Raw genomic sequence first — 23,540 nt, forward strand, 5'->3', positions numbered from 1 at the left:
TGAATGGCTAGTTTTCCGAGTCTGGACACACCGTCACTATTCGTTGCGTCGCCCGGAGACATGGTCAAACTGCGCCGCATGGCCTCGTCGATCTTCGAGGACATGAACCGGCAGGGCGGGCGCTCCCTCGGGATCCATATCTACAAATACGAAGACGCCGAGCTGGAGGATACGGATTCCAAGCCCATCCAGGAGCTGATCTGCCGCCCGGATGACAAGCTCTCGGAAGGGCTCGTTGCCTTCTTCGGCGAGAAGATCGGCAAGGATCTGCATTCCAACTCGGACAAGGGGATGCTCAGCGACCTGCCGGACCTGATCAGCGGCATCAAGCGAAACGGCAAGCGCTATCGCCTCGTCCACCCATGGATCGACGGCGCCGAGGAGGATGGCGGGTTTCCCCTGACCGGCAGCACGTTCGAGGTGCTCTGCGCGATCTCCGGGCAGGCCCGCCTCGACGCGCAGGGCTCGGAACGCCGCCTGCCCTCCTTCCTGTGCTTCGCCTCCCCCAAGGAGGTGCTGGAATTCGACGATGCAGAGGACGCGCCCTGGGGCAATGACCAGCTCTGGGATGACACATACGCGCAACTCAAGAAACAGAAGAAGAAACTCCGGCAGGCCCAGGATGAGCTGTCCCTGCAACGGCAGATGCTGGCGAATTTCGCGCAATACCTGAACCTGTCCGGCCATGAGCTGCGCTTCATTCCGCAGCATGACGAGATCGAAGAGGCCTACCGGTACTGGCTGCGCAATAACGGCTTCACCGGCAGCCATGCGGAGGTCGGCACGAATCCCTTCCTGGGTCTGCGCAGCTACGACGTGAAGGACCACGCATCCTATTTTGGCCGCGAGGACGAGGTGGAAGCGGCGGTCAACCTGATCGAACGGGCCTTCGAAACCCCGGAGGCGCCGCAATTCTACTGGGTCAAGGGGAGCTCCGGCGTCGGCAAGTCCTCCTTCCTGCGAGCGGGCATCATCGGCGAGCTGGTGACCTCGTTTCGCGTCACCGGGCGCTACAGCCAGGCCGTGTTCCGCCCCAACCAACTGCTGTCCAAAGCCGCCCTGTCGCCGGGCAATGACCCGCTCAAGGCGCTGTTTGATCTGGCCATCACCGCGATCCACCAGACCTTTTACAAGGCCCTGCCCGGCCCGGATGTCATGAAGGCACAGTCCCGCGCCTATGAAAGCTGCGCACAAGAGGCCCGGGGTGCCTTCGTGGTCGACACCCTCGACCGGCTGGTTGCCGAAAGCCAGTCCGACGAGACCGGACAACCCCATCGCCTGATCCTCGGCATCGACCAGTTCGAGGAAATCGTGGACATGCTCCATGACCGGGACCGCAAGGCACCATGGGCCAGTTTCGTCGACTTCATCGTGCAGGCCCCCGCCGCCAGGCACATCTTCGTGGCCGCCACCCTGCGGGAGCGGCGGCTGCAGAAGATGCAGGAGCATCCCAAGCTCGCGCCTCTGTGGGATCGGACCTCCTGCCACGAATACGATCTGAAAGTGCCCAGCGCCAAGGACCTGCGCGGGATCATGATGCGCCCCTTCGAGATCATCAATCACAGCTATCTGGCGGATGATCTGCTGTCCCACCTGCTGGCCCAAGTGCGCCGGATCGAATCCGACGAGAAGGGCCGCTATGCGGGCCGCGTCATGCCGCTTGTCTCGCTGGTGCTGGAACAAATCCACCTGGAGGTCGGCGAGCCGGGCTGGAAGAAGAAGCACGAGAAGACCGCCACGCCCCAAGGGCCGGACGGCCAGACGGATGCCTCGGCGGACATGCAGCTCGCCGCGGCGCGCCAGGGCTATGACACGAGCCCGGTCAAGATCACGCTGGCGGCTGCGAAACAGCATGCCGACCTGGACGGGGTGATCTCGAAGCTGGCCGAGCTGGCCATGCAGGAGGCGAAACAGAAGAACGCCCTCAAGACCCAGGAGAGCACGCTGGACGACCTGCTGCGCAAGCTGGTGCGCTGGGCGGGCGGGGGCGCCGAGGAGGACACGCAATTTTCCCTCCCCGCCATCCAGATGCCCAGCACAGGGGACGAGGCGCTGCTGGCCCGGGCCCTGCGCAAGTACCGGCTCTTGATGGATGAAGGCGAGGGCAAGGTCCGGCTGGTCCATGAGACCGTGCTCAAGAAATGGCCCGAAGCGGCGGAGTTCATGGAACGCGAACGCCCGCTCTATCGTCTGGCGCAGGAGATGGAAGTGGACGCGCGCCGCTGGAAGGAAGGGCGCGCCCTCGACACCTATCAGGTGGCTGAGCATGGCAGCGCGGCCTGCGATCTGCTGGGGCGCTGGATTCACCGGTTCAACACCTATTTCACCCCGGAGCCGGAGCCGAAGGACGCCATGCTCCGGGATTTTTGCCTCGCCGTGCTGCACGAGGTCTCGCAACCGCGCGAGATCGTGCAGAAGTCCCGCTTCAAGACCCCGCGCCTGCATCTGGCGGCGCTTTACGGGCGCGCGGACATCCTGCGCAAAATGCTCAGCACGGATCCGGAGGCCGTGGACATCACGCGCGAGGACGGCCGCACGGCCCTTATCGCCCCCTGTTTCAACTGCAACCACGAGGTGCTCGACACGCTGCTCGAATTCGGTGCCAAGGCCGACATCGAGGTGGATGACGGCTACTACCCCATTCATTTCGCCGCCATCGGCGGGGATGTTGCCTTTACGCAGAAGCTGATCAAGGCCGGGGCCATCCCCCGCGACCGGCCCTGTCACCCGATCCATCTGGCGGCGAGCCATGGGCGCTCTGCGCTGGTCCAATTCTATCTGGACAACTGCGACACCCCTCCGGATGTGCGCGACAAGTCTGGCTGGACGCCGACCATGTTCGCCGCCTCCCAGGGGCAATGCACCTCCCTCGACCGTCTCATCGGCCGGGCTGATCTGAACACGAGCATCGATCCGGATGCCGAGGAGCCTTTCGGGATGACCGCGCTCCATATCGCGGCGGCGAATGGCGCGCTGGACTTCGTGAAGGCCCTTGTCGAGGCGGGCGTCCCCGTTACCCAACCCAATGCGGCCGGGGCCACGGCACTCCATTTTGCGGTGCTGCACGGCCATCCGGTGACCGCCAGCTATCTCACCCACGAGATGGCGCGCGGCGACGCGCCCGGCCCGAATGCCAAGATGAACTACGCCTGGGACAGCAAGACGATCGTCAAGATCCGGACCGAGCTCGAGAAGCCGGTGCCTAACATGACCCAGCTCAAGCTGGCGGAGTGGACAGCGCTGCATGTGGCCGTGGAGAAGAACGACACGCGCTGCCTCAAGGCCCTGCTGGAGGCCGGCGCGGATCCGAATACGCAGAACCGTCGCAACAAGACGCCCCTGCACATGGCCATCGAGAAAGAGCACGCGGAGTGCGTCGATCTGCTGGCGCGGGTGACGGATCTCACCCTGCGTGACACCTCCAATGACACGCCGCTTCAGGCGGCGGTCCGGCGCGATGACCTGTCGGCGGCGATGCTGATCGCGGGCAATGACCCGGCGCGGAAATTCGACTATGTCCATCGCTCCCGCGTGACTGACACCCAGAAGCTCACGCTGCTGCATGATGCCGTAGCCGAGGATTTCGACAATCTCACGCGGTTCCTGCTGAACTCGGATCTGCCCGAGGATCTCAGGGATGTCTTCGGCCGCACCCCCCTGCATGTCGCGGCGGCCAACGGGCAGATGAAGCAACTCTCGATCCTTCTGTCCCACGGCGCCTTCGATCACAGCGCAACCGACGGGAAGGGCCTGACCGCGCTGGAGCTGGCCTGTCTGGCCGGGCGGTTCCGGAGCGCCTCGGTCCTGCTCGATGCGTGGGGCGGGGACGCGCTGGTGACCGACTGCCCCGAGGCCCTGCACATGGCCGCACGCGGAGGCTCCACCCCGATTGCGCAGAAACTGGTCAAGCTGGGCTATCCGGTCGATGGCTATGACCGGCGCGGCCTGACCCCCCTGATGATCGCGGCGCAATATGACCATCACGAGCTGGTCGCGTGGCTGCTGAGCGAGGACAGCGTGATCCCGCAACGCCCCATGCGCGACCGGGACGAGATCACCGCCCATACCCTGGCGACCCTGGCCGGTGCGGAAAGCTCACTGGCGCAGCTGATCGAGAATACCGGCGTGAAATCCCTGCCCCTGGCCAAGCTCGTCTGGCAGGCGGTCGAGCATGGTCAGTTCGACTGTGCTGCGCTTTTGCTGACGGCCTCGGGCGACGGCGACATTACAGATCCGGTGACGCAGATACCGCTCTCGGTCTATTACAGCGGTCAGCGCGCCCGCCAGCAGCAGGTCCTGCCCAAGGTCCCGCTGAAACCGGCGGCGCGGCTTGAAGAGATCCTGTTCCCCCAAGCCCCGCCGGAGGCCGAAACACCCGCCCCGGCCCCCGCCCCGCCGCCCACGGGTCAGGACAAGGCCTCAGCCCGGGACGATACCGCCGTGAAACCTGCCCCGGCGCCCGTCCCGAGGGTCCGCCCCCCGAAGTCGGGCACGGTCGACACGGTCACCCAATCGCGCAGACACGGTCTGGCCAGCGATGTCTACGCCCATCACGATCGCAAGAAGGCCCTCTGGCAGCCCGTCGCCGGAGAGGAGCTTGCCGCCTTCATCGAGAAGATCAATCCGGTGGACGGGCGCTACAAACTGAACCTCGAGACTGTCGAATGCCATCGCCGCAGCCTGCCCTGGTACGACACGGTCGAGCTGATCCAATTGCGCGACAAGAGCCTCAGAAAGCCCAAGCTCGCCCTGTGCTATCTGCGGGATGGCGAGAACCTGTTCCGGCTCAACGGGACATCGCCCCCGATCCACGAGGTGAACGCCAAGGCTCCGGTGAAGATCAATGAACAGAACGTGGCAGATTACCTGCGCTACTTCTGCTTCTTCGTGCGCGGCGAGGAAGGCCCGTTCTACGTGCTCGAGGATGCCGCGGACCCGCTGCTCTCGATCCGGGAGCCTACCCTGCGCAGCGTCGTCGAGGGGACCGCGCGCCCGCTCAGTTTCGACGGGATGAACCCGCAGGGGGACTATCTGGTCAACGCCGTGATCTATTATTCCAACGCGATCTTCATAGCCCAATTCGCCGTCCAGCCCGGCGGCATGGTCAGGATGGTCGAGGACGAGCCCATCGCCGCCGACCTGCCCTTCAAGCTTGATTGTCCCCTGTCCTAGACAGCCGGGTCAGCCAGTCCTGCGCGATCGCGGCCACACCGTAATTGCCCGGGGTGTCCGTCGCGAGCCGACGGCGCCAATGGGCGATCATGCTGGGATAGGCGTTGAACTCGTGCTGACCCGCACGCTGGATCCAGCGATCCAGCGGCCAGAAGCGGAACCCGCTGTCCCATTGATCCAGCACCGCCTCCGAGGGGCGCGCCGAGGTGGAACCCTTGGACAGAACCTCCACGAAACTGTCGCCCTCCTTGCCGCCCAGCCGGGTCAGGGCCTCGGTCCGGCGCTCCTTGAAGATCTCGACGACGCGGTCGATGGCCCCGCGCCCATGGCCCTGCGGCGAGACCCGCTGCACATAGAGAAGCGGCATGGTGCGGTTGATCTCGAGCTGGTCGAGCTCCGGCGCCCAGATCGGATCCCCTGCGGCATTCATCGCCGCGACGTCGAGATTCTCGACCAACCAGCACGCCCGGCAAAGGGTGACGTAATCCTCCGGCACGACGGCGGGCACAACGCGCGGGACCACCTCCATGAACCGGTCGGAGGCAAAGCCGCAGGCCCGGCAGGTCTGCAGGTCCCGGGCTTGGGTCGCGGCCTTGATCCCTTCGGGAACCGGGTCCGGCGAGACCCCTTCGAACGGGTTGGGAACGACGAGCCGTGCGTCAGAAAATCCGGGCTTCAAGGCGATTGTTTTCATCGTTGTCCCTTATGTTCGCGCAGGGCCAGTTCAGCAAAAAATGCCCGCCCCGCATAGCCCCAAGGCCCGCGGCCTATGACGTGAGCTCCTTCAGAAGCCGGTCATGGATGTACCGGTCCAGCGGGTTCGGGCGCAATCTGGCCTGCACATCTGATCCCGGATCCGCGATGGTGCGGGTCTTGCGCAGATAGGCGCGGCTCATCCGGGGCGGCGGAGCCGGTTCAAAATCGGGGTCGAAGAAGGGGTTGGGATCAAACTGCCCCTCGAAAACCGGGTCGGTGAGGTAATTCGGCAGCCGCGCGACCACCGCCTCGTCCCCGGCAATCTGCAACAGCATCTCGCCCCGTTCCATGTCGAGAAACTGTCGCCCCGAGACGAAGCCGACCAGCTCGGACATGCTCTCGGCCGCGCTGAGATTGTTGGCGCCAAAGGCCTGAAACACCCGGCTGTTATTGACCATGGTCTGCCAGTCCAGCGGGTAGAGCTGCTTGAGCTGGCTGACATCCTGCCAGAAGCTCCAGGTCTGCAACCCGTAGCCGCGCAGCAGGGTGATGGCGGTCCGCAACTCGTCGAGCGTGCCGAGCTGTGCCGCCTCGTCCAGCACGAAGAGCGTAGATTTCGGCGGCTTGGTCCGGCGGCGCAGGATCAACTGGATCAGGGCCCCGATCCACAGGCGCAGCACGCGGCCATGGCTTTGCAGCATATGAGGCGGCATCACGATATAGAGCGACAGCGGATCGCCCCGCACGATCTTTTCCAGATCGAAGGTCGAGTGTTCCAGTACGAATTGCACCAGAGGGCCGCGGACAAAATCGATCCCCTCCTGGGCGAAGGCGATGATCCCGCCAAGGGTCTCGGACGCCCCGATGGACAGCGCGCCTTCGATCAGGCGGACCTCCGGGTGCCGCGACTGGCGCAGCCGCTTGGCAACCACCGCCTGCTGCGTGGTCATCTCGTGGATGATCGCGCGCACCTCCATCAGGGTCTGTTTCTCGCGCGGCAGATCCGTCACCACATGGAGCACCACACCCAGCAGAAGCTGGCGCGCCCGCGAGACCCAGAACTGGTTCTTGGTGCCGTCGATACTGTCCGGCAGCAGCGCCATGACCAGCGCGGTCGCCTCATCCACGCTCTCGGCACTGTTGGGGCGGATCAGGTCGAGCGGATTGAACCCGCCCGGCTCTTCGCCGGTGATGCCCATCGGGTCGAGCACGACCACGGTTTCCCCCCGCTCCCGGCGGGCGCGGGCGGTGACGGCGGCATTCTCCCCCTTGGGGTCGACGACGATCACCGGGCCGTTATGGCGCAAAAGTGCGGGGATGATGCAACCCACCCCCTTGCCCGCCCCGGTCGGCGCGATGGTGATCAGATGGCCCTCGGGATCCATCAGGATCGGGTCGACATAGCCGTCCTGCGGCGTGATATCCGGATCTCCGAAGTTGAAGCCGACGGGCGCGCGCGCGTGCTCGGCCTCCATGGACCAGCCCACGAGCAGGCCGTCGCCGGGCAGTTGCGGCGGGTATTTCCGCAGCACCACATCGACGGGAAAGGGAAGGGATCGGTTGGGCATGCTCACGCCTCCCTGCGCAGGCGGCGCGCCGCCTTGTCAAAAATGACATCCGGAACGCGGCCCACGTCTTCCGCCACGGGCGTATCGCTTTCCATGTTCACTTGGCCATTGGTCTCGATCTTGAAGGCAGCCTCGAAGAGGGTCCCGCCATAGAGCACCGAAGCCGACCAGAGCCCGGTTTCGGCATCCTTGCGTGGGGGCGCGATCTTGGCCGCCACGTTACCCGCCACCTGCTCGGGTCCGGTGACGATCTCGAACGGGCCCTCGTCTCCGTGCACGAACCGGCAGAAAAACTGCAGATAGGCCATCTCGAGCGCCGGATCGGCGAGGTTCGGATCCTCGCGCCCATTGATCCCGTGGATCACGGCGGAATCCCCGGTGAGCGCCCGCGCCCCGTCCGACCCATAGAGGCAGGAGACCCATTCCGTGGCCTGCCCCATCTGGGTCGTCTCCATATCGCACAGGATATGCTCGGCAAAGAACGGCAGGGCCATGGCCCGCATCCTGCGGACCCTGCGTTTGCGGGAGAGCACGCCGAAATCGTAGATCCGCTCGGTCAGAAGACGCGCCGTCTCGTCGGAAATGTCGTGCCAGTCGCCATCAAGGGCGGCGGGGAATGAACTGTCTGTCATGGTGTCTCGGTGGTGTCTTTCCGGGTCTCGGGCCCCTTCCCGGAAGGATCCCGGGCAATGGCGGCGCGCGCCTGTGTCAGATCCGTATGCGCGACGCTGAGCGCCACGTCATAGGCGTGGCAGATCTCGAGCAGCCGTTCGAAGGCCGCCCGGTGCAGGCTGTGGGCAAAGGCCCCTTCCGCGGTCTCCCGCAGGTGGATCGCAAAGGCCCGGTCCTGAGAGGGGGCGTCGGTATTGGGCCGGGCCCAGCTCCGCAGGCTTTCGACACAGGCCACGGCGCGCTGCGCATACGCCTCGGCCTCTGCACGGGCGCGGGCTTCGGCCTCGGGGCCTTCGGCGTCGGTGGGCGGGGCAAAGGATGGCGGCGTGGTGACATCGATCACCATCACCGCGCTGTTCTCGGGCAGGCGCGGGATGTCCAGCAGGGGAACGCTGTCCGGCAAGGTGACCTCCCGCGCCGGATAGCCCTGCTCCACCTGTTCCAGCGCGGCCACGATCCCGCGCAGGCTCGCCGCATCCAGACGTTGCGCATTGGCGGCCCGCTCCGGCGCGGTGAGGGCCTCGGGCGCGGCGGGGTGCCGGGCCAGATCATAGAGCTCCGCATAGGGGCGGAAATCGACATGGAGCTTCATCGCGTTGCGGCGACGCTCCCCCGGCTTGACCGCGGACCAGCCGCGCATGGCCCGCTCGACCATCCAGCGCCGATGCTCCGCCGCGCAGACCGCGCCCAGCGATGTCTCCGGCCCCAGATCCGCGAGCCGTTCGGGCGCAAAGATCCGGTCGATCGCCGCATGGCCAAGGGTGGGCAAACCGCCCCGGTGCCGGGTCTTCCAGTCAAAGCCGAGCTCCCACAGGCGCAGCGCGGCCTGATAGGCGGCATCCTGATTGGCCAGCTTCGCATCATCCGTCAGATCCGCCCAAGCACCGCGAAAGCGCTGCCGCTCATTGTGCCAGGCGGCGGTCAGCCGGGCGCGATCCGGCTCCGGTGGTCCGTCCTGCGGACCCCAGGGCGGCGGCCCGTATTGGCGCAGCACATCGCTCAGCCCGGATTTGCGCAGGTTGTCCTGCACGGTGGCGTCGTAATGCGCGTGGATGCTCTTGGCGATGTCACCCCATGTATCGTCGAGAATGCTCAGGGTGGGGATCACATCCTGCATCCCGCCGAAAGGTGCCACCAGATGCCAGGGATCCTCCTGCCCGATCCGGTGGCGCCCCCCGTCGCGGACATTCGACTGCCAGACCCGCGGATAGATCGGCGCGGGCGGGCGCAGACCGCGCCGCATCTCGCTCTCCAGCCGCATGGCCAGCGCCATATTGGTCGCATCATCCGTGCAGCACAGGATCCACGCCGTGATCGGCACCCCGTCCTTGAGATCCTCCTGGCACAGATCCTCGGCCAGACATTGCACGAACTGGATATCCGGACAGTCCTCGGGCGGCAGCGTGCCGTCAAAGAGATGGGGCATCACCGCCCGGAACCGGTCGCGGCCACCGCTGCGATCGCGGTCGACGACGGTGACCTTGGGCCGCCCGAGCCGGGCCGAACAGCCATGGATCACCGCCTCGCGGGTCATGGCCATCCCCAGATCCCCGGCCCCCACGACGACCAGATGCAGCTGCGGGCGGGCCTGCCCCGGGGCGGGCTGCGCCCGCACGGCGCGTTCGGCCAGCCAGGTCCGGGCAAAGAAGTAGCGCGCGGTCTCTTCCCGGATGGCAAAGCCCTGATAGCCGCGCTCGGCCTTGATCCCCGCATCCGAGGTCAGCTGAAGCTGGCGATGGACCTCGGCATTGGTGAAATGCGCAAAGACGATGTCCTTGGTCCGGGCCTTGGGCTGCCGGGCCTTGAGGATCCCCGAGACGATCTGCGCGGTCTCCATGGTCAGGCTGTCATCCCCGGCGGCGATGATCACCCTGTGCGCCCGGTGCAAAAACAGGCCCTGCAAGGCGTTCTCGTCGCGAATGTCGCGATCCACCAGCACGATCCGATACCTCGCGGCAAAGGCCTTTGCCGCATCATCGAAGCTGCGCGCGACGATGGTCAGGCGACACCCCTTCGAGACCCGCTCCCGCGCGATCTCCTGGTTGACCGCGCCATAGCCGATCAGGACATGGCGGTCGCCGAACAGGTTCAGAGACTGGGTCCACAGCTTGCAATAGGTCCAGATCGACGAGGACAGCAGCCGCACCGCCGCAAAGATCAGCAGGAAGGCCGCCCCGAAGCGCGACAGGTTGATCGCGGTCTGGCCCGAGCCCGCGCCAGCGCTCGGATCGATCGCGCAGGTCATTTCCGAGGTCAGGGCGAAGTGCTGCACCGACTTGTAGAGCGTGTGCCAGAACCCGTCCTCCGGGTCGCAGATCCGGTAGCCGTAGTACCCGGTGCCCAAAACCACGAAGAACAGAAGAACGCCGAGATACCGCAACAGCCAGTTCAGGACTTGTCGGACTGTAGGAAAACTGCCTTTGATCGTCTCACATCCTCTGCCGGGTCACGCCGGGCCATCCATGGGCACAAGCCCCCGCGCGCCTGTCTCGTCTTGTGTCGTCGCGTCCTGACCACGGACGGGGCCGGGCCTTTCGGGGGAGTGAACACCAAGTTTCGGAGCGCGCCTAGAAAAAACCGTGCCGAACCAGCACCAAGAGGGGCCGAGCGCGCCATGACCGCAGATCAACCAGACCCCGTCCCCGCCTTTGCCCGCGGCTTTGTTGCGACCGAAGGGGTGCTCGGCGTGACGGGTCACCGGCTGGACCGCCTGACCCCACCCCATCAGGAGCAGTTGGCGATCCTGAGCCGGTCCCTGTTCGCCCGGGTGCATCCTGCCTGCCGGTTGATGTCCTGTCTCGCCGAGGGGGCCGACACCATCACCGCCGAGGCCTGGCCCGCCGATCGCGGGCTGCTCGGGCTGCTCCCTGCGGGAGAGGCCCATTGGCGCGCCAACATCGCCCCGGTCATGGACCCCGCGCGGTTCGACGCGCTCATCGCCCGCGCGCAAGTGGAAACGCTGGGACAGACGCCGCCGGTGGATTGGACCGCGCTCGCCATAGCGCTGGTCGCGCGGGTCGACCGGGTCCTCGCGATCTGGGACGGTGCGCCGGGCAAACCGGGCGGCACCGGATCGGTGGTCGCCGCGGCGCGCGCGGCGGCCAAGCCCGTGCTGCATCTCAGGTTCGACGCGGACGGGTTCACCTGGGTCCCGTGACCGCGCCAACGCTCCGGCCCCGCCCGCCGCGCGGCGCAAATCGGGCCTGTGCGCGCCCGACTCAGCAGAAAGTCACTGGACAGAGCCCCCATCGCGCCCCATCTGGTGCCGATACGAAGTGGGAGATGGCAAATGATCACGATCCTGGATGGCGGCATGGGTCAGGAACTGATCGCGCGGAGCACGGCAGAGCCGACACCGCTCTGGGCGACCCAGGTGATGCTGGACACGCCCGAGCTGGTGCGCGCGGTCCATGACGATTTTTTCGCCGCCGGGGCCAGCGTGGCCACCGCGAACACCTATAGCATCCACCATGACAGGCTGCGCCCCGCCGGGCTCGATGCGCAGTTCGACAGCCTGCACCGCACCGCCTGCACCCTCGCCGCAGAGGCCCGGGATGCGGCCGGTGGCGGACGCGTGGCCGGGGCGCTCGGCCCGCTGAACGGCTCCTACCAGACCGACCGCCTGCCAGAGGATGCCATCGACCGCTTCGAAGAGATCTGCCGCATTCAGGCCCCGCTCGTGGACCTGTTCCTGATCGAAACCGCCGCATCCATCGCACAGATCCGCGCCACGCTGACCGGCGCTTTCGGCCATGGCAAGCCGGTCTGGCTCGCGGTCTCGGTGGATGATGTGGACGGAACCAAACTGCGCTCGGGCGAGCCGCTGGACGAGGTGATGGACTGGGCCGACGGGGTCGATGCCCTGCTGGTGAACTGCTCCACCCCCGAAGCGGTGAGCACGGCCCTCGACGTAATCCGCGGGGTGGACATCCCCTTCGGCGCCTATGCCAACGGCTTCACCCGGATCACCCAGAGCTTCGTGCAGGTCGGCGCGACGGTCAAGAACCTCTCGGCGCGCGCGGACCTCACCCCCGATGCCTATGCCGCCTTCGCCGAAGACTGGGCCGCCAAGGGTGCCACGATCATCGGCGGCTGCTGCGAAGTCGGCCCCGCCCATATCGCGGAACTGTCCCGGCGGCTGACCTGAACCCGCGCCTCCGGCCGGTTTGCCAACCGACCCGCGCGCAAACGCCCGGTCCTGCCTGGCGACCACCGATCTCGGACGCGAGGCACTTGCCGCATCGAAACGCTCCGCATGGCTGGCCCGCAGACACCGATCGCCGCGCTACTCGGAGGCGGAGGGCGCGACCTCCGCGAAATGGTTCATGAATTCGACAAGACCAATATCGAACGCAGCCTCGAACGCTCGGCTCGGTTCCAGACCAAGACCGATCCCCTTGTAGTAATCCGCGATGGCACCCTCATAGCCTCGATCCGTCAGATGATAGACCGCGAGAGCGCCGGCGTCATAGGCCTCGGACGCCAGACGCCCCTCCAGGGGAAACAAGCGCAACTCCTCCAGAGGCGGCAAGCCAGCCCGGTAGCCATCCGAGAACCAGCCGACGCTCCGACCAATGCGCTTGCGATCCGAGAGACCATAGGTGATCGCCCATTCGACGAACTCTGCACTGCCTTCCCGGAACCAGGCTGGGCCGAGCGGGCTGACCATCCCGTTCGGAAGCTCTGTTCGGAGGCGTTTCCCCGCCAATTGGGTTTCCGCATCATGGAACAGCTCATGGGCGAGCACACGCCAGACATCCGGTCGCCGCACCCGGTCTGCGGGACCGGACCCCGAACCGAGACAGATCAGGACGCCGCTCCAGGTGTGTACCCCATCCCAGTCTCCGGGCCCGCGGCACGAGGTGTCGGACCAGAGTTCTGCCTCCTTGTCGGAAAACCCATGGTCGGCCTTCAGAGCGCTGCGGAAATCTGCGTTGTTTCCGACGATGTGCACATCCACCGTAAGCGGGAGTTCCGGGAATGACATCTCTTCGAGCAGGGCTTCGAACAAGGCCAGCCCGGTCCGGATGTCACGGCGGTTCGCGGCATCCACGTCATCGCCAAACCGGACATCATATCGCTGCGCCCGCGCGGGCCAGACCTGCTTGAGCTCTGGTCGTGCCTCCCCGGCCAACCGGCAAAAGACCACCGCGTTGCGCTGCGTGAGGGATTGGAGGACCGGAAGCGGGGTCTCCGCGCGAAACCGGCGCAGGGCTGCGCGGGTGCGCGGCCCGATCTCACCATCCTCCGGACCGGCATCATGGCCAGCCGCGTTCAACACGGACTGCAGGCAGTGGACGCCTGGCTCAGACGCCAAAGCGCCCGTGGCGAGGAAAAGCGCGGTCAGAAGCGATGCAACCAGACCGCGCCCCATGGATCAGTCCCGCAGGAGCTCGTTGATCCCGGTCTTGGAGCGGGTCCGCTCATCGACGCGTTTCACAATGACCGCGCAATAGAGGTTGATGCCGTTCTTCGACGGCATGGACCCGGCCACGACCACAGAATAGGGCGGCACCTCGCCATACATGACTTCGCCGGTCTCGCGGTCCACGATCTTGGTGGACTGGCCGATGAAGACCCCCATGCCCAGCACCGAGCCTTCGCGGACGATGCAGCCCTCGACCACTTCCGACCGCGCACCGATGAAACAGTTATCCTCGATGATGGTCGGGCCCGCCTGCATGGGCTCCAAAACACCGCCGATGCCGACCCCGCCCGACAGGTGGACGTTCTTGCCGATCTGCGCGCAGGAGCCGACCGTGGCCCAGGTGTCGACCATGGTGCCCTCATCCACATAAGCACCGAGATTGACGAAGGACGGCATCAGCACCACGCCCGGCGCGATGAAGGCGGATTTGCGCACGATACAGTTCGGCACGGCGCGGAATCCCGCAGCCTTCCACTGGTTGTCGCCCCAGCCCTTGAACTTGCTGTCGACCTTGTCCCACCAGCCCGCGCCCTGAGGGCCGCCCTCCTGCTGTTCCATATCCTTGATGCGGAACCCCAGCAGAACGGCCTTCTTGGCCCACTGGTTCACATGCCAGCTGCCATCCTCCTGTTTCTCGGCGACGCGCAGTCCGCCGCTATCGAGGGCGTTGAGCGTGTCCTCGATGGCCTCGCGGGTCTCGCCCGTGGTGTTGGGCGTGATCGTGTCGCGCGCCTCCCAGGCGGCTTCAATCGCGGTTTCGAGCTGTGCGTTGGACATCGGTCCCCTCCGAGCGTGCAAGATCAGGTTGGGTGGCTATAGACCGTCCCGCCCAGCGCTGCAATCAGCGCCGCGCCGAGGCCTGCTCGCCCTGCGCGGGTATGCTGGCGCCATTGCTGGCCGGGCCGTGGGGGTGGCGGGTCAGGAACTCGGACATGCGTTCGGCCACATCCCCGGGCACCCGTTCGACATTCGCGGCCCGCAGGGGGGCAGCCATGGCCCGGGCCGAGAGCGTGAAATCCACCGCCAGCGTAACCAGCATCCAATCCCCGAGCCGCCCGACCGCGCCGCGCAGCACGAAATGCTCGAAATGGGCCTGCCCCATCACCTCCCAGGAGCCGCGCTGCCGCTGCTCCTCGGTCAGCACCCGCGCAAGGTCGAGAGGAAAGACCGCCGGGGGCAATTCGGCCTCAATGGCGTCCCGCAGCCCGCCGGGAGAGACCTGCAGCCCGTGACAGAAGCGCGCCATCATCGCCTGCTCGGCAGCGGCGTCGCGCATCCCGAAGCCATCAGGCACCATGCATTGCAGCGCCGGGCGCAATACCAGCGGTTCGTGCGGCACGGGCGCTTTCCAGTCCTGACGATCATGGTCCCAGATGTTCAACGGCGCAGGCGGCGGCACGAGGCGTGGCGCCACATGCTCTGCAAACCCCTGATAATCCTGAAATCTTTCGAACGGCGCAGCCTCCAGCGACGCGCGTCCCACAGTAATGCGTAGTCCCACCCTTGTCCCCCGAAGGCAGGCTGAATAGCCGCCATGGCAAAAATCTTAGCCCGATCCCCGGCGATGTCGCAACGTTTTTGCCACGCCTGACCGACAATCCGGCCCGCCCCGGACCGGACCCGAGGACGCAGCCCCGCAGCATCCCCTTGCGTTTTCACAGAAACCCGCCAGTTTGGGGCGATATGCTGTGCTCCAGCCCCCTTTCCCCCGTGCCACCCCAGACCCGGCGCGTCCATGTTCACAAGCAGGCAGCCCGATGAAAGACGACCACAAGCACGGCCCGTTCCGCGACGCCCATCAGGACGTGGAAACCGCCGATAGCAGCCCCGACACCCCCCAGACCCGCGCGCCGGCCTATCGGCTGGCCTTCGACGATCCCGATTTCCTGTGCCGCGAAGAGCTGCGCCCGGTCCGGCTGCAACTGGAATTGCTGAAACCGCAGATGGTGCTGGATGAACGCGGCGTGGAAAGCACGATCGTGATGTTCGGCGGCGCACGCATCCCCTCCCCCGCCGAGAAGGACAGCGCGCGCACCAAGACCCTCGCCGATCTCTCGGGCTTCTACGAAGAGGCCCGCAAATTCGCCTATGCCATGACCCAGAAAAGCATGGAGAGCTATGGCCGCGAGGACGTGATCGTCACCGGCGGCGGCCCCGGCGTGATGGAGGCCGGCAATCTCGGCGCCCACGAGGCCGGCGGCGCGTCCATCGGGCTCAGCATCGTGCTCCCGCACGAACAGGCCCCGAACGAATATGTCACCCCGGATCTGTGCTTCAACTTCCACTACTTCGCCGTCCGCAAAATGCACTTCCTGATGCGCGCCAAGGCCATCGCGGTCTTCCCCGGCGGGTTCGGCACCCTGGACGAGCTCTTTGAATCGCTCACCCTGATCCAGACCGGCCGCATGGCGCGGGTGCCCTTCCTGCTCTTCGGCTCGGAATTCTGGCGCGAGATCATCAACTGGGACGCCTTGGCCGAGGCCGGCACGATCTCGGACGAGGATCTCGATCTCTTCCGCATGGTCGACAGCGCCGAGGAGGCGATCGCCCTGATCGACGGCTGGGATGGCGAAACCGGCTGGCGCGACAGCCTCCCCGGACGCTCCCTGCGCGCCGAATGACCCGTAGGGCCCGCGCCGCGCGAACCCACCTGCGCCGCCCCCTGTCTTAAGTCTCCAAATATCCTCGCCGAAGGCTTGCGCCGCAGGCGCAAAAAAGGCCGCGTCCCCTCGGGGCGCGGCCTCCTTTTTCACCGGATGAGCGGGATCACTCCGCCGGAATGGCGCTCTCCTCGATGCCCAGCGGAACCGGGATATGGACCAGCATCTCCTTCGGGCAGACCTGCAGGAAGTGGTCCTTCTCCAGATCCCAATGCTGGAGGATATCGGCGGCCTTCCGGCTGCCGGTCTCTTCCAGATGGCGCTCGATCAGGCCCTTCAGCTGGGCCTCCCAATGCTCCATGGTCACCGGGCAGCGCACCAGGGTCTCCATGTTCATCATGTCGGGCGCCTTGCCCTCCGGATCGTAAAGGTAAGCCATCCCGCCGGTCATGCCCGCGCCGAAATTGGCCCCGATCTCGCCAAGGATCACCGCTACACCGCCGGTCATGTATTCACACCCGTTCGAACCACAGCCCTCGATCACGACCGAAGCGCCCGAGTTCCGCACGGCGAACCGCTCGCCCGCGCGCCCGGCGGCAAAGAGGAAGCCATCCGTCGCGCCATAGAGCACCGTGTTGCCGATGATCGTGTTCTCGCTCGCGTTCAGCGGCGAGCCCAGAACCGGCTTGACCACGACCGTCCCGCCCGAGAGGCCCTTGCCCACATAGTCATTGGCATCGCCCGACACTTCGAGCTTGAGCCCAGGCGCCGCAAACGCGCCCAGCGACTGACCTGCCGAGCCTTCGAGCTTCACCGTCAGGTGATCCGGCTGCAGCGCGTTGCGCATCCCGAAATTGGTGACGATATGGCTCGAGGTCCGCGTGCCGATGGTCCGCAGCGTGTTCTGCACCGCATAGGACAGCTGCATCTTCTCGCCATCCTTCAGGAAGCGCGCGGCATCCGCCACGATCTGCGCATCCAGCGTATCCGGCACGGCATTGCGCGGCTTGTTGCGGTCATAGACAATGTTCTGCGCGCCATCGACCGTAATCAGAAGCGGGTTGAGATCCAGATCATCCAGATGGGCCGAGCCACGGCTGACCTGCTTGAGCAGATCCGCACGCCCGATCACCTCATCGAGGCTGCGCGCCCCGATGCTGGCCAGCACCTCGCGCACCTCCTGAGCGTAGAAGGTGATCAGGTTGACGACCTTGTCCGCATTGCCGGTGAACTTCTCGCGCAGCTCTTCGTTCTGGGTGCAGACCCCCACCGGGCAGGTGTTGGACTGGCACTGACGCACCATGATGCAGCCCATCGCGATCAGCGCGGCGGTCCCGATCCCGTATTCCTCGGCCCCCATCAGGGCGGCGAGAACGATGTCGCGGCCCGTCCGCAGACCGCCATCGGTCCGCAGGGTCACCCGGTCGCGCAGGTTGTTCATGGCGAGCACCTGATGCGCCTCGGTCAGACCCATCTCCCACGGAAGACCGGCATATTTGATCGAGGTCGCGGGCGACGCGCCCGTCCCGCCATTATGGCCCGACACAAGGATCACATCCGCCTTGGCCTTGGCCACACCGGCGGCAATCGTGCCCACGCCCGAGGACGCCACGAGCTTCACAGTCACCTTGCAGCGCGGGTTGATCTGCTTGAGGTCGTAGATCAGCTGGGCCAGATCCTCGATCGAATAGATGTCGTGATGCGGCGGGGGCGAGATCAGCGTCACGCCCTTGGTCGAATGCCGCAACCGCGCGATCAGGTCGGTGACCTTCATCCCCGGCAGCTGGCCGCCCTCGCCGGGCTTGGCGCCCTGGGCGACCTTGATCTCCAGCTCTTCGCAATGGTTCAGGTACTCGGCGGTCACACCGAACCGGCCCGAAGCCACCTGCTTGATCTTGGCGGACGGGTTGTCGCCGTTCGGCTCGGGGACGAAATGCGCCGGATCCTCGCCGCCCTCGCCACTATCCGAGCGCGCGCCGATGCGGTTCATGGCGACGTTCAGGGTCTTGTGCGCCTCGGGGCTCAGCGCGCCCAGCGACATGCCCGGCGTCACGAAGCGCTTGCGGATCGAGGTCACGCTCTCGACCTCTTCGATCGGCACCGGCTTGCCCATGGGCGTGATCGCCAACAGGTCCCGCAGATGGATCGGCGGGTTGGACTGCATCGCCTTGGAGAACTGCTTCCACAGCTCGTAAGAGGACCGGTTACACGCCGCCTGCAGCAGGTGCATGGTCTGGGCTTCCCAGGCGTGGGTCTCGCCCGAGCGGCGCGACTTGTAAAAGCCTCCGATCGGCAGCACGTCCTGACCGCCCCGCCAGCCCTTGGCATGGACCTCTTCGAGCTTGGTCTGGATACCGGTCGTCCCGATTCCCGAGATCCGGCTGGTCATGCCGGGGAAATACTCGGCCACCATGGCCCGGCTCAGGCCCACGGCCTCGAAGTTCAGACCGCCGCGATAGGAGGAGATCACCGAGATCCCCATCTTCGCCATGATCTTCAACAGGCCTTGGTCGATGGCGTCGCGATACCGCTTCACGGCTTCGGTCAGGGTGCAATCGAGCAGCCCGCGCCGGATCCGGTCCGCGAGGCTGTCCTCGGCCAGATAGGCGTTCACCGTGGTCGCCCCGCAGCCGATCAGCACCGCGAAGTAATGCGGATCGACGCATTCCGCCGCACGCACATTGAGCGAGCAGAAGGTCCGCAGCCCCTTGCGCGTCAGCCAGCTATGGATGGCGCTGGTCGCGAGGATCATCGGCATCGCCACCCGGTCCTCGGACTGGGCCCGGTCGCTGAGCACGATATGCGCCGCGCCCGAGCGCACCGCATCCTCGGCCTCGTCGCGGATCCGCCCCAGCTCCTGCTTGAGGGTGTCCGCGCTGCCGCCAGCTGGGAAGGTACAGTCGATATAGCAGACCGCATCGCCGAACTGGGCGATCAGACGCTCGAATTGGGCATTGCCCACGAAGGGGCTTTCGAGCACGAGGATCTCAGTCTGCTCCGAGGTCTCGTCCAGCACGTTCTTGAGGTTGCCGAACCGGGTCTTGAGGCTCATGACCCGGTATTCCCGCAGGCTGTCGATCGGCGGGTTGGTGACCTGGCTGAAATTCTGGCGGAAGAAATGGCTCAGCGGCCGGTACTTGCCCGACAGCACCGCAGGCGGCGTGTCATCGCCCATGGAGGCCAGCGTTTCCTTGCCGTCCTCGGCCATGGGCACGAGGATCTGCTCGAGCTCCTCGATGGAGTAGCCCGCCGCGATCTGGCGCTTGCGCAGCTCGCCCCCCTCATAAAGCGCGGCCTCGGTCACACCCTCCAGCTCGGTATCCATGTCGGTGATCTTGCCGACCCAGTCGCCAAAGGGCTGGGAGGCCGCGAGCTTGTCCTTGATCTCGGTGTCGTGGAACAGCACGCCCTCGGACATGTCCACGGCAATCAGCTGCCCTGGGCCCAGCGCACCCTTCTCGACGACGCCATGCTCGTTCACCGGAACCATCCCTGTCTCGGAGCCCGCGATCAGCAGCCCGTCGCCGGTCACCACATAGCGCATCGGGCGCAGACCGTTCCGGTCAAGCCCGGCACAAACCCAGCGACCATCGGTCATCGCCAGGGCGGCGGGACCGTCCCAGGGCTCCATCACCGAGTTGCAGTAGGAATACATGTCGCGCCAGGCCTGCGGCAGCTCCACCGCTTGCTTGGACCAGCTCTCCGGCACCAGCAGGGTCTTGGCCATCGGCGCATTCCGCCCCGACCGCACCAGCACCTCGAACACCGCGTCCAGCGCGGCACTGTCCGACGAGCCGCCCGGGATGATCGGCTTGATGTCCTCGGCCAGATCCCCAAAGGTCCCCGAGGCCATGCGGATCTCGTGGCTCTTCATCCAGTTGGTGTTGCCCTTCAGCGTGTTGATCTCGCCGTTATGGGCCAGCATCCGGAAAGGCTGGGCCAGCCACCATTGCGGGAAGGTGTTGGTCGAATAGCGCTGGTGATAGATCGCAAAGGCCGACACGAAGCGCTCGTCCTGCAGGTCCGGATAGAACTCGGCAACCTGCTCGGCCAGCATCATGCCCTTGTAGATGATCGACCGGCAGGACAGCGAACACATATAGAGACCGGCCACCTGCGCCGCGCCAGCCGCCTTCTCGATCCGGCGACGAATGACATAGAGCTCGCGCTCGAAGGTTTCCTCATCCACGCCCTTGGAATTCGAGATGATGATCTGCTCGATCTCGGGCCGGGTCGCATTGGCCTTCTCGCCCAGACAGGACACATCCACCGGCACATGGCGCCAGCCATAGATGTGATAGCCCATGCGCAGCACTTCGGATTCCACGATGGTCCGGCAGGTCTCTTGCGCGCCGTAATCCGTGCGCGGCAAAAACACCTGCCCCACGGCCATCAGTTGATCCATGTCGGGCTCATGCCCGGTATGGCGCACCTGATCGTAGAAAAACTCGACCGGGATCTGGACATGGATGCCCGCCCCGTCGCCGGTCTTGCCATCCGCGTCCACGGCCCCCCGGTGCCAGATCGCCTTCAGCGCGGTGATCCCGGCCTCGACCACGGCCCGGGATTTCTCGCCCTTGACGTTGACCACCAGACCCACACCGCAGGAAGAATGCTCTTCCTCTTCGGAATACAGGCCATGCTCGGCCATCCAGGCGCGCTTCGCTTCTTCGGCGGCGGCCCACTCTGCGTCATACTTCGTCATGGCGTCTCTCCTTCTTGGGCAGCCGCGACCGCCGCCGAGATATCGGCTTTGGTCAGGCGCATGTGGTCTCCGGTCAGGGCAGAGCCCGCCGGTCTGTGATCGTTCCGGACCCGCCGGGTCCGCTGCAGCCCCGCAGGACTGTGAAATAAGTCAAAGGCAGCTTCGGCCCGCACCCTGTGCCGGGCCACGCCGAGGCCTGTATCGGGGCGCATCGCCATCACAGCTCCTCCCCGCAATCGAATCGCCCCTGATGGGACTGGAAGCCCGGATTACCGGGCACGAGGATCTCGCGCACATCGGTGTCGAATTCGCGCGTGTCGCGGTCGGTGACCATGGTCGAGCGGCCGAGGATCACGAAATTCTCGGTCTCGGGCAGCAGCAGATCCCAAACGCGAGAGAACCCGCCAATCGAGGCCTCGGTCTCCATATCCATCCCGGCACTGCCCGTGCGGAAGGTCATCCCGTTCCGGGTGACCGTGTTCTCCGACAGCTCCGGCCGCAGGGACAGCGTGATCGCCACCTCCTCGCCCAGATCGAGGGTCGATTCCGTGCGGGCGGTCTCGCTGCCGGTCTCGCGCAGCAGGTTGAGGTCGAGCGGATCGAGGGTGGTCTCGACCGTGACCGAGCCCGGCCCGGCCAGCGACACGAAATCCCCGAGATCCCCGGTCAGATCCGAGAACTCGACCCCGACCAGCTCGCCCGCTTCGGCGCTGACAATCGCATAGCCCTGATCGTCGCAGCGATAGAACAGCTCGACCTCGCACATGCCCTTCTGGGCCGTGACAATGGGCGTGCAGCGCTCGGTGATCTCATCGACCAGCGGATGGGGCAGCGCGCCCGTGGCCAGCACGCCCGTCCCGAACAGGGCACACAGCGGCAGCAGAGCCGCAGCACGGGTGACGCGTGGCGTTGCGATGGCGCGCATGATGTCCTCTCGGTTTTGGGTCAGTCTCTCTGACCGTTGCGTTTTTTGCTGTTAACCGGATGCCCGACACTTGCCCGACAGATGTCCGACACCTGTCAGACGCTCTGCCGATACGGGTCGGGCACGGGTTTGGTTATTCGGCGGCGACCGATGTGGCCTTGGCGTTGAACGCCTCGAGCATGGCTTCAGCCGCCTCGCGCCCGTCGCGGATCGCCCAGACGACGAGGCTCGCGCCGCGCACGATATCCCCCACCGCATAGACGCCATCCATGGCGGTCTTATGGGTGCGGAAATCGGCTTTCACCGTGCCCCAGCGGGTCACTTCCAGCTCGGGCTCGCCCCAGAGCGTGGGCAGATCCTCAGGCTCGAAGCCCAGCGCCTTGATCACGATATCCGCGTCCTCGACGTAATCCGCACCCTCGATCAGCTCGGGGGCCTGACGGCCCGTCGCATCGGGGGCACCCAGACGCATCTTCTGGACCATCACGCCGCTGACATCCGTGTCGCCGGTATAGCCCTTGGGGGCAGTCAGCCAGACGAATTCAACGCCTTCTTCCTCGGCATTCTGCACTTCGCGCTGGGATCCTGGCATGTTCGCCCGGTCCCGACGGTACAGGCATTTGACGCTGGTCGCGCCCTGACGGGTCGCCGTGCGCACACAATCCATGGCCGTGTCCCCGCCGCCGATCACGACGACGCGCTTGCCCTCGGCATTGAGCTCGCCGCTGTCGAATTCCGGCACATCGTCGCCAAAGCTCTTGCGGTTCGAAGCGGTCAGATAGTCGATCGCCCGCACGATGCCGTTCGCACCTGCGCCCGGCCCGCCCAGATCGCGGGATTTGTAGACGCCCGTGGCGATGAGCACCGCGTCATGCTTCTCGCGGATCTTCGCAAAGGAGATGTCTGTGCCCACGTCGCAGTTCAGCTCGAAGGTGACGCCGCCCTGCTCGAGCTGCTCGTTGCGGCGCGTGACCACGTCTTTTTCCAGCTTGAAGCCCGGGATCCCGTAGACCAGCAGCCCGCCCGCGCGGTCATAGCGGTCATAGACGGTGACCTGGATGCCCTGACGGCGCAGCACGTCCGCCGCGGCGAGGCCACCGGGGCCCGCCCCGATGATGCCGACGCTCTCCGGGCGCTCCTGGGCTGGGGAGATGGGCTTGACCCAGCCCTGCTCCCACGCGGTGTCGGTGATGTATTTCTCGACCGAGCCGATGGTGACCGTGCCGTGACCCGATTGCTCGATGACGCAATTGCCCTCGCAAAGCCGGTCCTGCGGGCAGATACGGCCGCAGATCTCGGGGAAGGTGTTGGTCGCCTGGCTGACCTCATAGGCCTCCTGCAGGCGGCCCTCAGCGGTCAGCTTGAGCCAGTCGGGGATGTTGTTGTGCAGCGGGCAGTGGCTCTGACAATAGGGCACACCGCATTGCGAGCAGCGGGACGCTTGCTCCGCGGCCTTCTCGGTCGCATACTCGCGGTAGATCTCGTCAAAGTCCTGCTTGCGCAGATCGGGCGGCCGCTTCTCCGGCATGTCCTTTTCGATCTTGACGAATTTGAGCATCGGCTGATGGGCCATAAGGTCCTCCTGGCTAACGCGCGCTGTATAAACGCGGTGCGCGGGAAATAAAAGTCACCTTTACTGACCTTAAATTAAAAAAATGCACTGCCCTTGCGGTCTGCGGCGATAAATCCGCCTAATTTAGGTCAGCATGTGATACCTACCCTGCGTCAATGGGTGGTTTTTCTTTTACAGTTACGCTGGATAAATTGCCCTCGA

At 65.6% G+C, this 23,540-nt stretch carries 15 protein-coding genes; 4 read left to right on the forward strand and 11 right to left on the reverse strand.

The genetic code is table 11. The features are described 5' to 3' along the window. The first annotated feature begins 60 nt into the window (after positions 1-60). Positions 61-5,172, forward strand: coding sequence for an ankyrin repeat domain-containing protein (locus ACP15I_RS16380; RefSeq protein WP_424975907.1), 5,112 nt, complete (start codon positions 61-63; stop codon positions 5,170-5,172). On the opposite strand, the gene ACP15I_RS16385 is transcribed toward ACP15I_RS16380, so the two are convergent. From ACP15I_RS16385 to ACP15I_RS16400, 4 genes are all read right to left on the reverse strand, one after another. Beyond that, positions 5,147-5,866 (reverse strand): hypothetical protein, encoded by a 720-nt coding sequence (locus ACP15I_RS16385; RefSeq protein WP_424975908.1) that lies wholly within the window; start codon positions 5,864-5,866, stop codon positions 5,147-5,149. The genes ACP15I_RS16380 and ACP15I_RS16385 overlap by 26 nt on opposite strands. A 73-nt stretch (positions 5,867-5,939) precedes the next feature. Next, positions 5,940-7,436 (reverse strand): type IV secretory system conjugative DNA transfer family protein, encoded by a 1,497-nt coding sequence (locus tag ACP15I_RS16390; RefSeq protein WP_424975909.1) that lies wholly within the window; start codon positions 7,434-7,436, stop codon positions 5,940-5,942. A gap of 2 nt (positions 7,437-7,438) precedes the next feature. Further along, the gene (locus ACP15I_RS16395) at positions 7,439-8,068 is read right to left on the reverse strand and encodes a hypothetical protein (protein ID WP_424975910.1); all 630 of its coding nucleotides are present in this window, start codon (positions 8,066-8,068) and stop codon (positions 7,439-7,441) included. Next, on the reverse strand, positions 8,065-10,488 hold the full coding sequence (locus ACP15I_RS16400) for an NAD-binding protein (protein ID WP_424975911.1): 2,424 nt from the start codon (positions 10,486-10,488) through the stop codon (positions 8,065-8,067). The genes ACP15I_RS16395 and ACP15I_RS16400 overlap by 4 nt, the downstream gene beginning before the upstream one ends. Positions 10,489-10,722: 234 nt before the next feature. Between ACP15I_RS16400 and ACP15I_RS16405 the strand changes: the two genes are divergently transcribed. Together ACP15I_RS16405 and ACP15I_RS16410 are read left to right on the forward strand one after the other, a co-directional pair. After that, the gene (locus ACP15I_RS16405) at positions 10,723-11,265 is read left to right on the forward strand and encodes a hypothetical protein (RefSeq protein ID WP_424975912.1); all 543 of its coding nucleotides are present in this window, start codon (positions 10,723-10,725) and stop codon (positions 11,263-11,265) included. 132 nt (positions 11,266-11,397) lie between these two features. Next, positions 11,398-12,255: a homocysteine S-methyltransferase family protein gene (locus tag ACP15I_RS16410; protein WP_424975913.1), complete on the forward strand. Its 858-nt coding sequence runs from the start codon at positions 11,398-11,400 to the stop codon at positions 12,253-12,255. A 138-nt stretch (positions 12,256-12,393) separates the two neighbouring features. Here ACP15I_RS16410 and ACP15I_RS16415 read toward each other — a convergent pair whose 3' ends face one another. The 3 genes from ACP15I_RS16415 to ACP15I_RS16425 form a co-directional block, all read right to left on the reverse strand. Next, positions 12,394-13,482 (reverse strand): peptidoglycan-binding domain-containing protein, encoded by a 1,089-nt coding sequence (locus ACP15I_RS16415; protein WP_424975914.1) that lies wholly within the window; start codon positions 13,480-13,482, stop codon positions 12,394-12,396. A 3-nt stretch (positions 13,483-13,485) separates the two neighbouring features. Then, positions 13,486-14,313, reverse strand: coding sequence for a 2,3,4,5-tetrahydropyridine-2,6-dicarboxylate N-succinyltransferase (gene dapD / locus ACP15I_RS16420; RefSeq protein WP_424967177.1), 828 nt, complete (start codon positions 14,311-14,313; stop codon positions 13,486-13,488). A gap of 64 nt (positions 14,314-14,377) precedes the next feature. Beyond that, entirely contained in the window at positions 14,378-15,037 is a 660-nt protein-coding gene (locus ACP15I_RS16425) for a hypothetical protein (RefSeq protein ID WP_424975915.1), read from the reverse strand. A 256-nt stretch (positions 15,038-15,293) separates the two neighbouring features. Here ACP15I_RS16425 and ACP15I_RS16430 point away from each other — a divergent pair, with 256 nt between their 5' ends. Next, positions 15,294-16,157 carry an LOG family protein gene (locus ACP15I_RS16430; RefSeq protein WP_424967179.1) on the forward strand — a complete coding sequence of 288 codons (864 nt, stop codon included), beginning with the start codon at positions 15,294-15,296 and terminating at the stop codon, positions 16,155-16,157. A 145-nt stretch (positions 16,158-16,302) separates the two neighbouring features. Here ACP15I_RS16430 and gltB read toward each other — a convergent pair whose 3' ends face one another. From gltB to ACP15I_RS16450, 4 genes are all read right to left on the reverse strand, one after another. Then, the gene (gene gltB, locus ACP15I_RS16435) at positions 16,303-20,841 is read right to left on the reverse strand and encodes a glutamate synthase large subunit (protein WP_424967180.1); all 4,539 of its coding nucleotides are present in this window, start codon (positions 20,839-20,841) and stop codon (positions 16,303-16,305) included. Continuing rightward, positions 20,838-21,059, reverse strand: coding sequence for a hypothetical protein (locus ACP15I_RS16440; RefSeq protein ID WP_424975916.1), 222 nt, complete (start codon positions 21,057-21,059; stop codon positions 20,838-20,840). The genes gltB and ACP15I_RS16440 overlap by 4 nt, the downstream gene beginning before the upstream one ends. Then, positions 21,059-21,766: a hypothetical protein gene (locus ACP15I_RS16445; protein WP_424975917.1), complete on the reverse strand. Its 708-nt coding sequence runs from the start codon at positions 21,764-21,766 to the stop codon at positions 21,059-21,061. Before ACP15I_RS16445 ends, ACP15I_RS16440 begins: the two co-directional genes overlap by 1 nt. Before the next feature lie 133 nt (positions 21,767-21,899). Next, entirely contained in the window at positions 21,900-23,339 is a 1,440-nt protein-coding gene (locus ACP15I_RS16450) for an NAD(P)-dependent oxidoreductase (protein WP_424975918.1), read from the reverse strand. Positions 23,340-23,540 lie beyond the last annotated feature (201 nt).

The organism is Dinoroseobacter sp. S124A, from assembly GCF_049801015.1.
Classification (GTDB): domain Bacteria; phylum Pseudomonadota; class Alphaproteobacteria; order Rhodobacterales; family Rhodobacteraceae; genus Dinoroseobacter.

Excerpts from the sequence above, each read along its gene's own strand:
- ACP15I_RS16390 (WP_424975909.1), bottom strand. The coding sequence starts at position 7,436 with ATGCCCAACCGATCCCTTCCCTTTCCCGTCGATGTGGTGCTGCGGAAA.
- ACP15I_RS16415 (WP_424975914.1), bottom strand. The coding sequence starts at position 13,482 with ATGGGGCGCGGTCTGGTTGCATCGCTTCTGACCGCGCTTTTCCTCGCC.
- ACP15I_RS16385 (WP_424975908.1), bottom strand. The coding sequence starts at position 5,866 with ATGAAAACAATCGCCTTGAAGCCCGGATTTTCTGACGCACGGCTCGTC.
- ACP15I_RS16450 (WP_424975918.1), bottom strand. The coding sequence starts at position 23,339 with ATGGCCCATCAGCCGATGCTCAAATTCGTCAAGATCGAAAAGGACATG.
- ACP15I_RS16410 (WP_424975913.1), top strand. The coding sequence starts at position 11,398 with ATGATCACGATCCTGGATGGCGGCATGGGTCAGGAACTGATCGCGCGG.
- ACP15I_RS16430 (WP_424967179.1), top strand. The coding sequence starts at position 15,294 with ATGAAAGACGACCACAAGCACGGCCCGTTCCGCGACGCCCATCAGGAC.
- ACP15I_RS16380 (WP_424975907.1), top strand. The coding sequence starts at position 61 with ATGGTCAAACTGCGCCGCATGGCCTCGTCGATCTTCGAGGACATGAAC.
- ACP15I_RS16445 (WP_424975917.1), bottom strand. The coding sequence starts at position 21,766 with ATGCGCGCCATCGCAACGCCACGCGTCACCCGTGCTGCGGCTCTGCTG.
- ACP15I_RS16440 (WP_424975916.1), bottom strand. The coding sequence starts at position 21,059 with ATGGCGATGCGCCCCGATACAGGCCTCGGCGTGGCCCGGCACAGGGTG.
- ACP15I_RS16395 (WP_424975910.1), bottom strand. The coding sequence starts at position 8,068 with ATGACAGACAGTTCATTCCCCGCCGCCCTTGATGGCGACTGGCACGAC.
- gltB (WP_424967180.1), bottom strand. The coding sequence starts at position 20,841 with ATGACGAAGTATGACGCAGAGTGGGCCGCCGCCGAAGAAGCGAAGCGC.
- dapD (WP_424967177.1), bottom strand. The coding sequence starts at position 14,313 with ATGTCCAACGCACAGCTCGAAACCGCGATTGAAGCCGCCTGGGAGGCG.
- ACP15I_RS16405 (WP_424975912.1), top strand. The coding sequence starts at position 10,723 with ATGACCGCAGATCAACCAGACCCCGTCCCCGCCTTTGCCCGCGGCTTT.